Genomic DNA, 13597 nt, shown 5'->3' with positions numbered 1-13597 from the left:
TCGGCGGTGGGGCGGTCTCCTGCGCCAGGCTTACCCCTCACCCCAGCCCTCTCCCCAGGGAGAGGGAGCTGATCGAGGTGTCTAGCGTTCTATATCGACCTGCAAAACCTTATCGATTATGGATTCGGCAAAGCAGGCTCAGGTCGGCGTAATTCAGGAGCATCCCCCGTTCAGTCCCCTCTCCCTCTGGGCGGTCCGACGTTTCGGGAGGGCTAGGGTGAGGGGGATTTCACAGACTTGCTGATCAATCCACAAACAAATCCGTCATCAACTTCGCATCACTCCCCGGCTCAAAGCGGTAATGATCAAACCCAGTCACACCGCTTTCGCGCAAGATCTCCTCATCAATCAACAACCGCCCGGTAATCCGCCGCTCGCTACTGCTCAAAATCACATGCGCCGCATCCGCCATGATCGCCGGCGTACGCGCATGCTTGAACGACTCGCGATTGCCCAGCTGAAACTCGATCGCCGCCGTGGCGATCATGGTCTGCGGCCATAGCGAATTGACGCTGATCCCGTAGTTGGCGAACTCCTCGCTCATCCCGACCGTCAGCATGCTCATGCCGTACTTGGTCACGGTGTAGGGGCTGTACTGGGCGAACCATTTGCTTGCCAGATTCAGTGGCGGTGACAGGTTGAGAATGTGCCCGGAGGACTTCTTCAGATAGGGCAGGGCCGCCTGGCTGCACAGCAACACCGCGCGGGTGTTGATCTGGTGCATCAGGTCGAAACGCTTGAGTTCGATGTGCTGCACACCGGTCAACTTGATCGCCCCGGCGTTGTTCACCAGCGCATCGATCCCGCCGAAATGTTCATTGGCCTGGGCCAGCGCCTGACGCACCGCGTCTTCCTCGCGCACATCCAGTTGCAGTGCCAGGGCCTTGCCGCCGGCCGCTTCGACTTCCGCCGCGACGCTGTGGATGGTGCCGGGCAATTTGGCGTGGGGCTCGGCGCTCTTGGCCGCGATCACGATATTGGCCCCGTCCTGTGCAGCCCGCAGCGCAATCTCGCGCCCGATGCCACGGCTGGCGCCAGTGATGAACAAGGTTTTGCCTGTTAGCGACATGCGCAAGCTCCTGCTTATTGTTATGTGAGCGATGGCTCGACAGACAATGTAGACGATGGAGCTGAAACGGGATGGGGGAGGAGCTGTGGCGGGGGAGCAGGCTCCCGCGCCACGGGAGGGAAATCAGGCCGACATGACTTCGCGGATGTCGCGTGCCAGTTCGCGTACGCGTTCCTCTTCGGTGTCCCACGAACACATGAAGCGGGCGCCGCCCTTGCCGATAAAGGTGTAGAAGCGCCAGCCGCGCGCGGTCAGGGCGGCGATGGCTGGTTCCGAGAGTTGCAGGAACACGCCATTGGCCTGGACCGGGAACATCAGTTCCACGCCCGGGATGTCGCTGACCAGTTCAGCCAGCAGTTGCGCGCAGTGGTTGGCGTGGCGGGCGTATTTGAGCCAGGCGTCGTTTTCCAGGATGCCGACCCACGGCGCCGACAGGAAGCGCATCTTTGACGCAAGCTGCCCGGCCTGTTTGCAGCGGTAGTCGAAGTCTTCGGCCAGTTTGTGGTTGAAGAACAGGATCGCTTCACCCACCGCCATGCCGTTTTTCGTGCCGCCGAAGCACAGCACGTCGACGCCGGCCTTCCAGGTCAGGTCCGCCGGCGAGCAGCCGAGGAATGCGCAGGCGTTGGAGAAGCGGGCGCCGTCCATGTGCAGGTTCAGGCCCAGTTCCTTGCAAGTGTCGCTGATGGCGCGGACTTCTTCCGGGGTATAGACGCTGCCGACTTCGGTGGCCTGGGTCAGGGTCACGACGCGCGGTTTCGGGTAGTGGATGTCCTGGCGCTTGAGCGCGACTTCGCGGATCGAGGCCGGGGTGATCTTGCCGTTTTCAGTGCCGGCGATCAGCAGTTTCGAACCGTTGGAGAAGAATTCCGGTGCGCCGCATTCGTCGGTTTCGACGTGGGCGGTTTCCGAGCAGATCACGCTGTGGTAACTCTGGCACAGCGACGACAGCGCGAGGGAGTTGGCGGCGGTGCCGTTGAAAGCGAAGAACACTTCGCAATCGGTCTCGAACAGCTTGCGGAAATAATCGGAGGCGCGTGCTGTCCACTCATCGTCGCCATAGGCGCGCTGGTGGCCGTGGTTGGCCTGTTCCATGGCAGCCCAGGCTTCGGGGCAGATACCGGAGTAGTTGTCGCTGGCGAATTGTTGGCTCTTGTCGGTCATGGCCGGCTTCCGTGATCGAGGCGCTTGTGGCGCTTCGTGGGGTCAATGATGGTGCGCACTGTACCGAAGATCATCCGGGGAGCACACGGGATGTCGCTGTCAGAACTTTACAAGGATGCGAGCCGATTATGCACCTGAGCCAGCGCGACGGCGCACTCGATCTGCTCAAGTGGCTGGCGCTGCTGAGCATGCTGCTCGATCACCTGCGATATGTCGGGATCAGCGCCGATTGGCTGTATGTACCGGGACGGCTGGCGTTCCCGTGGTTCTGCCTGGCGATGGCAGCGAATCTGGCGCGGGACGGCGCGCGCAGGACCGAATGGCGCTATCTGGGCTGGTTGCTGCTGTTCAGCGCTGTGAGTGAAATTCCCTACCGTTTGTACATTCCCGAACCCGACACTTTGAACGTGATGCCCACGCTGGCGCTGGGCCTGCTGGTGGCGCGGGGTTGGCAGGATCGAGCGCTGATTTCGCGATTGCTCGCCGTCGGCGCGCTGCTGTTGGCGGCAATGTTCCCGGAGCGACTGATGTTCGGTCTGTTCGGCGTTCTGCTGCCGCTGGCGATGTTGTTGGTGTTTCGCAAACCCTGGTTTTTCAGCCTGCTGCCGGGGCTGGTGTGTCTGGCCGCGAATCAATGGCGGGCGCTCTACGAATCCGCGCAGTTCGGCAACCTCGTCGCCATCCTCGGGATTGCGACCTGCCTGATCGCGCCACTGCTCGGAATGTTCCTGTTGCGACATGCCACTTACCTCCACGCGCCACCCATGCGGCGCTGGGCGTATGCGCTCTATCCCGCGCATTTCATGGTTCTTCTGGCCTTGCGCCAGCTGCTTGTTTGAGTCCGTCGCCGCCGCCATGTCGTAAACGCACCTTTGCGTGGCGTCCGTAGGCATTTGACCTCTCTGCGCCGGCCATACCATCGCATCAAAGGGCACTGGCTGAACGCCGTGCCTTACCGAGACGAATGGCGCACAGATGCCGCTGGGAGAGACGCGATGTTCAGCAAGCAAGACCGGATCCAGGGTTACGACGATGCACTGCTGGCGGCGATGAATGCCGAGGAGCAACGTCAGGAAGATCACATCGAGCTGATCGCGTCGGAGAACTACACCAGCAAACGCGTCATGGAAGCGCAAGGCAGCGGCCTGACCAACAAATACGCCGAAGGTTATCCGGGCAAGCGCTACTACGGTGGCTGCGAGCACGTCGACAAGGTCGAAGCGCTGGCCATCGAACGCGCCAAGCAGCTGTTCGGCGCCGATTACGCCAACGTCCAGCCGCACTCCGGTTCCTCGGCCAACAGCGCCGTGTACCTGGCCCTGCTGCAAGCGGGCGACACCATTCTCGGCATGAGCCTGGCCCACGGCGGTCACCTGACCCACGGCGCCAAGGTGTCGTCTTCGGGCAAGCTGTACAACGCCGTGCAGTACGGTATCGACACCAACACCGGTCTGATCGATTACGACGAAGTCGAGCGTCTGGCTGTCGAGTGCAAACCGAAAATGATCGTCGCCGGTTTCTCGGCCTACTCCAAAACCCTCGACTTCCCGCGTTTCCGTCAGATCGCCGACAAGGTCGGTGCGCTGCTGTTCGTCGACATGGCCCACGTCGCCGGTCTGGTGGCTGCCGGTCTGTACCCGAACCCGCTGCCGTACGCCGACGTGGTCACCACCACCACCCACAAGACCCTGCGCGGTCCGCGTGGCGGCCTGATCCTGGCCAAGTCCAACGAAGAAATCGAGAAGAAGCTCAACGCGGCGGTATTCCCCGGCGCCCAGGGCGGCCCGCTGATGCACGTCATCGCCGGCAAGGCCGTGTGCTTCAAGGAAGCGCTGGAGCCAGGCTTCAAGGCTTATCAGCAACAAGTGATCGACAACGCCCAGGCGATGGCGAGCGTATTTATCAAACGTGGCTACGATGTAGTGTCCGGCGGCACCGACAACCACCTGTTCCTGGTCAGCCTGATCCGTCAGGGCCTCACCGGTAAGGACGCAGACGCCGCCCTCGGTCGCGCTCACATCACCGTCAACAAGAACGCCGTACCGAACGACCCGCAGTCGCCGTTCGTCACCTCCGGCCTGCGCATCGGCACCCCGGCGGTGACCACGCGCGGCTTCAAGGTGACCCAGTGCGTGACGCTGGCCGGCTGGATCTGCGACATCCTCGACAACCTCGGCGATGCCGATGTCGAGGCCAACGTCGCCCAGCAGGTTTCGGCCCTGTGCGCTGACTTCCCGGTTTATCGCTGAGCGTTCTGGAGTACATGACTATGCAACGCTATTCGGGCTTCGGCCTCTTCAAACACTCCCTCAGCCACCACGAAAACTGGCAGCGCATGTGGCGCACGCCGACCCCGAAAAAGGTCTACGACGTGGTCATCGTCGGCGGCGGCGGGCACGGTCTGGCGACGGCCTACTATCTGGCCAAAGAGCACGGCATCACCAACGTGGCCGTGGTCGAGAAGGGCTGGCTCGGCGGCGGTAACACTGCGCGCAACACCACCATCGTTCGCTCCAACTACCTGTGGGACGAGTCGGCGCACCTGTACGAACACGCGATGAAACTGTGGGAAGGCCTGTCTCAGGATCTGAACTACAACGTGATGTTCTCCCAGCGCGGCGTCTACAACCTGTGCCACACCCTGCAGGACATCCGTGATTCCGAGCGTCGGGTCAGCGCCAACCGCCTCAACGGCGTGGACGGCGAACTGCTCAACGCCAAGCAGGTCGCGGACGAAATTCCGTACCTCGACTGCTCGAAAAACACCCGCTACCCGGTGATGGGCGCAACCGTTCAGCGTCGCGGCGGCGTGGCCCGTCACGATGCCGTGGCGTGGGGCTTTGCCCGTGCCGCCGACGCCCTCGGCGTGGACTTGATCCAGCAGACCGAAGTGATCGGTTTCCGCAAGGAAAACGGCGTGTGCATCGGCGTTGAAACCAACAAGGGCTTCATCGGCGCCAAGCGCGTCGGCGTGGTCACCGCCGGTAACTCCGGGCACATGGCCAAGCTCGCCGGTTTCCGCCTGCCGATCGAATCCCACCCGCTGCAAGCGCTGGTGTCCGAGCCGATCAAACCGATTATCGACAGCGTGATCATGTCCAATGCCGTGCACGGTTACATCAGCCAGTCCGACAAGGGCGACCTGGTGATCGGCGCCGGTATCGACGGCTACAACGGCTACGGTCAGCGCGGTTCGTACCCGGTGATCGAACACACCATCCAGGCCATCGTCGAGATGTTCCCGGTGCTGTCGCGGGTGCGCATGAACCGTCAGTGGGGCGGCATCGTCGATACCACACCGGATGCCTGCCCGATCATTTCGAAAACCCCGGTCCCGAACATGTTCTTCAACTGCGGTTGGGGTACCGGCGGCTTCAAGGCAACTCCTGGCTCGGGCAACGTGTTTGCCGCGAGTCTGGCCAAGGGTGAAATGCACCCGCTGGCCGCACCGTTTTCCATCGACCGTTTCCACAACGGCGCACTGATCGACGAACACGGCGCTGCTGCCGTCGCCCACTAACAGGAGAAATCCCTATGTTGCACATCTTCTGTCCTCACTGCGGCGAACTGCGCTCCGAAGAGGAATTCCACGCATCCGGCCAGGCGCACATTCCGCGTCCGCTGGATCCGAACAGCTGCACCGACGAGGAGTGGGGCGACTACATGTTCTTCCGCGACAACCCTCGCGGTCTGCACCACGAGTTGTGGGATCACGTCGCCGGTTGCCGCCAGTACTTCAACGTCACCCGCGACACCGTGACCTACGAGATTCTCGAAACCTACAAGATCGGCACCAAGCCGCAATTCACCGACAAGGCTGACACTGCGAAAACAGCCACGACGGCGCTGGGAGAGAAGGTATGAGCCAGACCAATCGCCTGTCCAACGGTGGACGGATCGACCGCAACAAAGTGCTGAGCTTCACCTTCAACGGCCAGACCTATAAAGGGTTTGAGGGCGACTCGCTGGCCGCTGCACTGCTGGCCAACGGCGTCGATATCATTGGCCGCAGCTTCAAGTATTCGCGTCCGCGCGGCATCTTCGCCGCCGGTGCCGAAGAGCCGAACGCGGTGCTGCAGATCGGTGCGACCGAAGCCACCCAGATCCCTAACGTGCGCGCCACGCAACAGGCGCTGTACCAGGGCCTGGTCGCCACCAGCACCAACGGCTGGCCGAGCGTCAACAACGACATGATGGGGATTCTCGGCAAGGTCGGCGGCAAGCTGATGCCGCCGGGTTTCTACTACAAAACCTTCATGTACCCGCAATCGTTCTGGATGACTTACGAGAAGTACATTCGCAAGGCCGCAGGTCTGGGTCGCTCGCCGACCGAAGTCGATCCGGACACCTACGATTACATGAACCAGCACTGCGACGTGCTGATCGTCGGCGCCGGCCCGGCCGGTCTGGCTGCTGCCCTGGCCGCTGCGCGTAGCGGTGCCCGCGTGATCATCGCCGATGAACAGGAAGAGTTCGGCGGCAGCCTGCTCGATTCCCGCGAAAGCCTCGACGGCAAACCAGCCGTGGACTGGGTCGCCAGTGTCGTTGCTGAATTGAAGAACACTCCGGACGTGCTGCTGTTGCCGCGCGCCACGGTCAACGGTTACCACGACCACAACTTCCTGACCATTCACGAACGCCTCACCGATCACCTCGGCGACCGCGCGCCGATCGGCCAGGTGCGTCAGCGCATCCACCGTGTCCGCGCCAAGCGCGTGGTGCTGGCGACCGGCGCTCACGAGCGTCCGCTGGTCTACGGCAACAACGACGTGCCGGGCAACATGCTCGCCGGTGCCGTATCGACTTACGTGCGCCGTTACGGCGTGGCACCGGGCAAGAAGCTTGTGCTGGGAGTCAACAACGATCACGCCTACCGCGTGGCGCTGGACTGGCTCGACGCAAGCCTGCAGGTGGTCGCCATTGCCGACGCCCGCAGCAATCCGCGTGGTGCGCTGGTGGAAGAAGCCCGCGCCAAAGGCATTCGCATCCTCACCGGCAGCGCCGTGATCGAGGCCCGTGGCAGCAAGCACGTGACCGCTGCCCGCGTGGCAGCGATCGATGTCAAAGGCCACAAGGTCACCAGCCCGGGCGAATGGCTCGACTGCGACCTGATCGCCAGCTCCGGCGGTTACAGCCCGGTGGTTCACCTGGCGTCGCACCTCGGCGGCAAGCCGATCTGGCGCGAAGACATCCTCGGTTTCGTACCGGGCGAAGCACCGCAGAAACGCGTGTGCGTCGGTGGCATCAACGGCGTCTACGGTCTCGGTGATTCGCTGGCTGACGGTTTTGAAGGCGGCGTGCGCGCTGCGTCCGAAGCCGGTTTCCAGAGCGTCGAAGCAGTCCTGCCGAAAGCCCTGAGCCGTCTGGAAGAACCGACGCTGGCGCTGTTCCAGGTGCCGCACGAAAAAGCCACCGCACGGGCGCCGAAGCAATTCGTCGACCTGCAGAACGACGTGACCGCCGCCGCCATCGAACTGGCGACCCGCGAAGGTTTCGAGTCGGTCGAGCACGTCAAACGCTACACAGCGCTGGGCTTCGGCACCGATCAGGGCAAGCTCGGCAACGTGAACGGCCTGGCCATCGCTGCCCGCTCGCTGAACGTGACCATCCCGCAGATGGGCACCACGATGTTCCGTCCGAACTACACGCCGGTCACTTTCGGCGCGGTAGCGGGTCGTCACTGCGGGCACATCTTCGAACCTGTGCGTTACACCGCACTGCATCAATGGCACCTGAAAAACGGCGCCGAGTTCGAAGACGTCGGTCAGTGGAAACGTCCGTGGTACTTCCCGAAAAACGGCGAAGACATGCATGCCGCCGTCAAACGCGAATGCAAGGCTGTGCGTGACAGCGTCGGTCTGCTGGACGCTTCGACCCTGGGCAAGATCGACATCCAGGGCCCGGACGCCCGTGAGTTCCTCAACCGCGTGTACACCAACGCCTGGACCAAGCTCGATGTGGGCAAGGCCCGCTACGGCCTGATGTGCAAGGAAGACGGCATGGTCTTCGACGACGGTGTTACGGCGTGTCTGGCCGACAACCATTTCGTCATGACCACCACTACCGGCGGCGCGGCTCGCGTACTGCAATGGCTGGAGCTGTACCACCAGACCGAATGGCCAGAGATGAAGGTCTACTTCACCTCCGTCACCGACCACTGGGCGACCATGACCCTGTCCGGCCCGAACAGCCGCAAGCTGCTCAGCGCCGTGACCGACATCGATCTGGCCAACGAAGCGTTCCCGTTCATGACCTGGAAAGAAGGTCTGGTCGGCGGTGTGCCGGCGCGGGTGTTCCGCATCTCGTTCACCGGTGAGCTGTCGTACGAAGTCAACGTCCAGGCCGACTACGCCATGGGCGTGCTGGAAAAAATCGTCGAGGCCGGCAAGCAGTACAACCTGACGCCGTACGGCACCGAAACCATGCACGTTCTGCGGGCCGAGAAGGGCTTCATCATCGTCGGCCAGGACACCGACGGCTCGATGACCCCGGACGACCTGAACATGGGCTGGTGCGTCGGTCGCACCAAACCGTTCTCGTGGATCGGCCAGCGCGGCATGAACCGTGAAGACTGCGTGCGTGACCAGCGTAAGCAACTGGTGGGCCTGAAACCGGTCGATCCGAATGTCTGGCTGCCGGAGGGGGCGCAACTGGTGTTCAACACCAAGCAGTCGATCCCTATGACCATGGTCGGCCACGTGACCTCCAGCTACGCGCACAACTCCCTCGGCTATTCGTTTGCCATGGGCGTGGTGAAGGGCGGTCTGAAGCGTCTGGGCGAGCGGGTGTTCGCACCGCTGGCGGACGGCAGCGTGATCGAGGCGGAAATCGTTTCTTCGGTGTTCTTCGATCCGAAAGGCGATCGCCAGAACATCTAATTGATCGCTCCCGCGCCTGGCGCGGGAGCGACACCGAATTCAGGAAGGGTGCTTTATGACCGCAGCCAACGTTTACCAACAACGCCCGACCACCGGGGCCAAGGCCGAGTCGTCGCTGCATCACGCCGACCTCGCCAGCCTGGTCGGCAAGGGCCGCAAGACCGCCGGTGTGACCGTGCGCGAGAAGAAACTCCTCGGCCATCTGACCATTCGTGGCGACGGCCACGATGCCGCGTTCGCCGCCGGTGTGCACAAGGCGCTGGGCATCGAATTGCCGGGCGCTCTGAGCGTGATCGTCAAAGGCGAAACCAGCCTGCAGTGGATGGGCCCGGACGAGTGGCTGCTGATCGTGCCGAGCGGTGAAGAATTCGCCGCCGAGCAGAAACTGCGCGAAGCGCTGGGCGATCTGCACATCGCAATCGTCAACGTCAGCGGCGGCCAGCAGGTGCTCGAATTGAGCGGCCCGAACGTGCGTCAGGTGCTGATGAAATCCACCAGCTACGACGTGCACCCGAACAACTTCCCGGTCGGCAAGGCTGTCGGCACGGTGTTCGCCAAGTCGCAGCTGATGATTCGCCACACCGCTGAAGACACTTGGGAGCTGCTGATCCGTCGCAGCTTCTCGGATTACTGGTGGTTGTGGTTGCAGGATGCTTCGGCTGAGTACGGATTGAGCGTTCAGGCCTGAAGATCAAAAGCCACCCCCTCACCCCAGCCTCTCCCCCAAGGGGGCGAGGGGAAAGGGAGCCGATCTCGGTTGTCCTTGCGATCTATATTCACCTGCGAAATTTCAGGTCGATGTAGCTCTGCAGACACTTCGGTCAGTCCCCTCTCCCTCGGGGAGAGGGCTAGGGTGAGGGGAAAACTCCCTGACACCCCGCACAAAGAACAGGAGTCACCGCACCATGAGCCGCGCCCCAGACACATGGATTCTGACCGCCGACTGCCCCAGCGTTCTCGGCACCGTGGACGCGGTGACGCGTTTTCTGTTCGAGCAGGGTTGCTACGTGACCGAGCACCACTCGTTCGATGACCGGCTCTCGGGCCGGTTCTTCATTCGCGTGGAATTCCGTCAGCCCGACGGTTTCGACGAGCAATCCTTCCGCGCCGGCCTCGCCGAACGCGGTCAGGCGTTCGGGATGATCTTCGAGCTGACCGCGCCGAACTACCGGCCGAAAGTGGTGATCATGGTCTCCAAGGCCGATCACTGCCTCAACGACTTGCTCTACCGCCAGCGCATCGGCCAGTTGTCGATGGACGTGGCGGCGGTGGTGTCCAACCACCCGGACCTCAAGCCGCTGGCCGACTGGCACCAGATTCCCTACTACCATTTCCCCCTCGACCCCAACGACAAACCCGCCCAGGAGCGGAAGGTGTGGCAGGTGATCGAGGAGGCCGGCGCTGAGCTGGTGATCCTCGCCCGCTACATGCAGGTGCTGTCACCGGAGCTGTGCCGCAAGCTCGATGGCAAGGCGATCAACATTCATCACTCACTGCTGCCGGGCTTCAAGGGCGCCAAGCCGTATCACCAGGCCTACAACAAGGGCGTGAAACTGGTGGGCGCGACGGCGCACTACATCAACAACGACCTCGACGAGGGGCCGATCATCGCCCAAGGCGTCGAGGCAGTGGATCACAGTCATTACCCCGAAGACCTGATCGCCAAGGGCCGCGACATCGAAGGCCTGACCCTGGCCCGGGCGGTGGGGTATCACATTGAACGGAGGGTGTTTTTGAACGCCAATCGCACCGTCGTTCTTTGAGTCACAAGCAACGCAAAACCAACAAGCAATAACCCGAGCACTTAACGCGCTGCCTGCCTGGGCGGCGCGGTTCCATAAAAACAACAGCGAGGTGAAAGCATGTCTGGCAATCGTGGTGTGGTGTATCTCGGCGCTGGCAAGGTCGAAGTACAGAAAATCGACTATCCGAAAATGCAGGATCCGCGCGGCAGGAAGATCGAGCACGGTGTCATCCTGCGTGTGGTTTCAACCAACATTTGCGGCTCCGACCAGCACATGGTGCGCGGCCGTACCACCGCCCAGGTCGGTCTGGTGCTGGGGCACGAGATCACCGGTGAAGTGATCGAGAAGGGCAGCGACGTCGAAAGCCTGAAAATCGGCGACCTGGTGTCCGTTCCGTTCAACGTGGCTTGCGGGCGCTGCCGCTCCTGCAAGGAGCAACACACCGGCGTCTGCCTGACCGTCAACCCGGCCCGCGCCGGCGGTGCCTACGGTTACGTCGACATGGGCGACTGGACCGGCGGCCAGGCCGAATACGTGCTGGTGCCGTATGCCGACTTCAACCTGCTGAAACTGCCGGACCGCGACAAGGCCATGGAGAAAATCCGTGACCTGACCTGCCTCTCCGACATTCTGCCGACCGGTTACCACGGCGCCGTTACCGCTGGCGTTGGTCCGGGCAGCACCGTTTACATTGCCGGCGCAGGCCCGGTCGGTCTGGCCGCTGCCGCCTCTGCCCGTTTGCTCGGCGCTGCGGTGGTGATCGTCGGCGACGTCAACACCATCCGCCTGGCCCACGCCAAGGCTCAAGGGTTCGAAATCGTCGATCTGTCGAAAGACACCCCGCTGCACGAACAGATCGCCGCGCTGCTGGGCGAGCCTGAAGTGGATTGCGCGGTGGACTGCGTTGGCTTCGAAGCCCGTGGTCATGGTCACGACGGCGTCAAATCCGAAGCCCCGGCCACCGTGCTCAACTCGCTGATGGGCGTGGTGCGCGTCGCCGGCAAGATCGGTATTCCGGGCCTGTACGTGACCGAAGATCCGGGCGCTGTCGATGCCGCCGCGAAAATGGGCAGCCTGAGCATCCGCTTCGGCCTCGGCTGGGCCAAATCCCACAGCTTCCACACCGGTCAGACTCCGGTGATGAAGTACAACCGCCAGCTGATGCAGGCGATCATGTGGGACCGCATCAACATCGCCGAAGTGGTGGGCGTGCAGGTCATCAGCCTCGACCAGGCGCCGGAAGGTTATGGCGAGTTCGATGCGGGCGTGCCGAAGAAGTTTGTGATTGATCCGCACAAGTTGTTCAGTGCGGCGTAAGCGCTCATAAACAAAAAAAACGGCGCCTTCGGGCGCCGTTTTTGTATCGGATGTCAGCGGAGCAACGACTACTCAGGACGGACTTTCGCTGCCTGCATTCCCTTAGCTCCTTTTTCTGCTTCGAAACTAACAGCCTGCCCTTCTTTCAAACTTTTGAATCCATCCGACTCAATGGCCTTGAAATGAACAAAAAGGTCATCACCACCACCTTGTGGAGTGATGAAACCAAAGCCTTTGTCATCGTTAAACCATTTGACTGTACCCATTTGACGATTCGACATGTTCGTACTTCCTGCTTCGATTAATTGATTGGTTAACGCTTTATTGAGTCAGTGTATTGGGAAGTTCGGCCAAGCCCTCGTCTTGAGCCAGTCTGACGTTGATTGCATAAAACTGGCCGTTATCACCAGGCACGAGGTCATACGTCACCGTCAGCCCCGCTCTGATGTATTCGCTGATCGGATCGCCCGGACTGAGGCAGAAGATGATCGGCGGGATATCCGGATCAAGCAGTTCATCGCGCGGTACGCATTGCTTTTCCATCACCGTATCTCCCATTCAAATGGCTGGCGCCTGACCCTCGCTGTTTCCGGATCATTGATGCCACACCACCGTATTCCGGTTCCGATGAGTCGGTAACTGTCATATCTGACAGGTAAAGAAATCCTTTCGGCATCAACGCCCGGCTTTTTATGAAAGTGAGAAATAACGAGTCGGTACGTTGGCTGGAAGCGCCACACGCTTCCTTAACAAACAGGATGCGAATATCCAGGCACGCGCCGGAACATGCCGGCGGATGCCCGGTCAAAGCGGGCAGTTTGACCCTCCCTTGGCGGAAGGTCTTCACGCCACAAGAGGATGTCTGAATGAAGATTTCACGCGGTTTTGCCCTGGCATCGCTCCTGACCCTGGCGGCAGGGCCGGTGTTTGCCGGTTTCAGTTTGAATGACGTGGCCGGTGCGGTATCGGGCATGCAGGGCGGGGACAAGGCTGCCGCTGCGGCGCCGACGTCGGAAACCGCCGGTCTGTTGAGTGCCTTGAGCGCGCTGAACGTCACGCCGCAGCAAGCGGTCGGCGGCACCAGTGCCATGCTGGGGCTGGCGAAGAACCAGCTCAGCAACACGGACTATTCCGAGCTGGCCAAGGAAGTGCCGGGCATCGACAAGCTGTCGGGCGGCTCAGGCAATCTGGCGGCGTTGAGCGGCTTGCTCGGCTCTTCGGGCAAGTCCGCCGGGCTGGAAAATGCGCTGGGCAACGTCAAGGACACCAATGACCTGAACAACGCCTTCGGTGCGTTGGGCATGGACAGCGGGATGGTCGGCCAGTTTGCCCCGATCCTCCTGCAATACCTCGGTCAGCAGGGTGTCGGCGGTTCGTTGCTGCAAAGCCTGGGCAGCATCTGGGGCACCGGCACCAACGGTTGA

General features: G+C 61.9%; 13 protein-coding genes. 9 read left to right on the top strand and 4 right to left on the bottom strand.

Annotated features, from left to right (window positions below; translation table 11 throughout):
• Positions 1-244 precede the first annotated feature (244 nt).
• Positions 245-1069, bottom strand: coding sequence for an SDR family oxidoreductase (locus QR290_RS27145; RefSeq protein WP_289203950.1), 825 nt, complete (start codon positions 1067-1069; stop codon positions 245-247).
• A 123-nt stretch (positions 1070-1192) separates the two neighbouring features.
• Positions 1193-2233 carry a low specificity L-threonine aldolase gene (locus QR290_RS27140; protein WP_007959802.1) on the bottom strand — a complete coding sequence of 347 codons (1041 nt, stop codon included), beginning with the start codon at positions 2231-2233 and terminating at the stop codon, positions 1193-1195.
• A gap of 128 nt (positions 2234-2361) precedes the next feature.
• On the opposite strand from QR290_RS27140, the gene QR290_RS27135 reads away from it, so the two are divergent.
• The 8 genes from QR290_RS27135 (at position 2362) to fdhA (ending at position 12173) form a co-directional block, all read left to right on the top strand.
• On the top strand, positions 2362-3072 hold the full coding sequence (locus tag QR290_RS27135) for a TraX family protein (RefSeq protein ID WP_115079444.1): 711 nt from the start codon (positions 2362-2364) through the stop codon (positions 3070-3072).
• 156 nt (positions 3073-3228) lie between these two features.
• Positions 3229-4482, top strand: coding sequence for a serine hydroxymethyltransferase (gene glyA, locus QR290_RS27130; RefSeq protein WP_115079443.1), 1254 nt, complete (start codon positions 3229-3231; stop codon positions 4480-4482).
• 20 nt (positions 4483-4502) lie between these two features.
• The gene (locus QR290_RS27125; RefSeq protein WP_003206307.1) at positions 4503-5753 is read left to right on the top strand and encodes a sarcosine oxidase subunit beta; all 1251 of its coding nucleotides are present in this window, start codon (positions 4503-4505) and stop codon (positions 5751-5753) included.
• A gap of 14 nt (positions 5754-5767) precedes the next feature.
• Complete coding sequence (locus QR290_RS27120) at positions 5768-6097, top strand: sarcosine oxidase subunit delta (RefSeq protein WP_011336273.1); 330 nt, start codon at positions 5768-5770, stop codon at positions 6095-6097.
• Positions 6094-9111 (top strand): sarcosine oxidase subunit alpha, encoded by a 3018-nt coding sequence (locus QR290_RS27115; RefSeq protein ID WP_115079441.1) that lies wholly within the window; start codon positions 6094-6096, stop codon positions 9109-9111. Before QR290_RS27120 ends, QR290_RS27115 begins: the two co-directional genes overlap by 4 nt.
• A 55-nt stretch (positions 9112-9166) precedes the next feature.
• A complete protein-coding gene (locus QR290_RS27110; protein WP_064599941.1) occupies positions 9167-9799 on the top strand; it encodes a sarcosine oxidase subunit gamma in 633 nt (210 codons plus the stop codon).
• Positions 9800-10016: 217 nt separating this feature from the next.
• On the top strand, positions 10017-10874 hold the full coding sequence (gene purU, locus QR290_RS27105) for a formyltetrahydrofolate deformylase (protein WP_115079440.1): 858 nt from the start codon (positions 10017-10019) through the stop codon (positions 10872-10874).
• A 99-nt stretch (positions 10875-10973) separates the two neighbouring features.
• Positions 10974-12173: a formaldehyde dehydrogenase, glutathione-independent gene (gene fdhA / locus QR290_RS27100; protein ID WP_011336270.1), complete on the top strand. Its 1200-nt coding sequence runs from the start codon at positions 10974-10976 to the stop codon at positions 12171-12173.
• A 68-nt stretch (positions 12174-12241) separates the two neighbouring features.
• Here fdhA and QR290_RS27095 read toward each other — a convergent pair whose 3' ends face one another.
• Together QR290_RS27095 and QR290_RS27090 are read right to left on the bottom strand one after the other, a co-directional pair.
• Positions 12242-12454, bottom strand: coding sequence for a cold-shock protein (locus tag QR290_RS27095; protein ID WP_115079439.1), 213 nt, complete (start codon positions 12452-12454; stop codon positions 12242-12244).
• A gap of 40 nt (positions 12455-12494) precedes the next feature.
• On the bottom strand, positions 12495-12716 hold the full coding sequence (locus QR290_RS27090) for a hypothetical protein (RefSeq protein ID WP_115079438.1): 222 nt from the start codon (positions 12714-12716) through the stop codon (positions 12495-12497).
• 323 nt (positions 12717-13039) lie between these two features.
• On the opposite strand from QR290_RS27090, the gene QR290_RS27085 reads away from it, so the two are divergent.
• Positions 13040-13597: a DUF2780 domain-containing protein gene (locus QR290_RS27085; RefSeq protein ID WP_007959813.1), complete on the top strand. Its 558-nt coding sequence runs from the start codon at positions 13040-13042 to the stop codon at positions 13595-13597.

The sequence above is a fragment of the Pseudomonas fluorescens genome, assembly GCF_030344995.1.
Taxonomy (GTDB): Bacteria; Pseudomonadota; Gammaproteobacteria; order Pseudomonadales; family Pseudomonadaceae; genus Aquipseudomonas; species Aquipseudomonas fluorescens_BF.
This window is presented reverse-complemented; position numbering and strand designations above follow the sequence as displayed.

Bases quoted from the DNA above. Each gene is read 5' to 3' on its own strand.
- QR290_RS27145 (WP_289203950.1), bottom strand. From the start codon at position 1,069: ATGTCGCTAACAGGCAAAACCTTGTTCATCACTGGCGCCAGCCGTGGC.
- QR290_RS27140 (WP_007959802.1), bottom strand. From the start codon at position 2,233: ATGACCGACAAGAGCCAACAATTCGCCAGCGACAACTACTCCGGTATC.
- QR290_RS27135 (WP_115079444.1), top strand. From the start codon at position 2,362: ATGCACCTGAGCCAGCGCGACGGCGCACTCGATCTGCTCAAGTGGCTG.
- glyA (WP_115079443.1), top strand. From the start codon at position 3,229: ATGTTCAGCAAGCAAGACCGGATCCAGGGTTACGACGATGCACTGCTG.
- QR290_RS27125 (WP_003206307.1), top strand. From the start codon at position 4,503: ATGCAACGCTATTCGGGCTTCGGCCTCTTCAAACACTCCCTCAGCCAC.
- QR290_RS27120 (WP_011336273.1), top strand. From the start codon at position 5,768: ATGTTGCACATCTTCTGTCCTCACTGCGGCGAACTGCGCTCCGAAGAG.
- QR290_RS27115 (WP_115079441.1), top strand. From the start codon at position 6,094: ATGAGCCAGACCAATCGCCTGTCCAACGGTGGACGGATCGACCGCAAC.
- QR290_RS27110 (WP_064599941.1), top strand. From the start codon at position 9,167: ATGACCGCAGCCAACGTTTACCAACAACGCCCGACCACCGGGGCCAAG.
- purU (WP_115079440.1), top strand. From the start codon at position 10,017: ATGAGCCGCGCCCCAGACACATGGATTCTGACCGCCGACTGCCCCAGC.
- fdhA (WP_011336270.1), top strand. From the start codon at position 10,974: ATGTCTGGCAATCGTGGTGTGGTGTATCTCGGCGCTGGCAAGGTCGAA.
- QR290_RS27095 (WP_115079439.1), bottom strand. From the start codon at position 12,454: ATGTCGAATCGTCAAATGGGTACAGTCAAATGGTTTAACGATGACAAA.
- QR290_RS27090 (WP_115079438.1), bottom strand. From the start codon at position 12,716: ATGGAAAAGCAATGCGTACCGCGCGATGAACTGCTTGATCCGGATATC.
- QR290_RS27085 (WP_007959813.1), top strand. From the start codon at position 13,040: ATGAAGATTTCACGCGGTTTTGCCCTGGCATCGCTCCTGACCCTGGCG.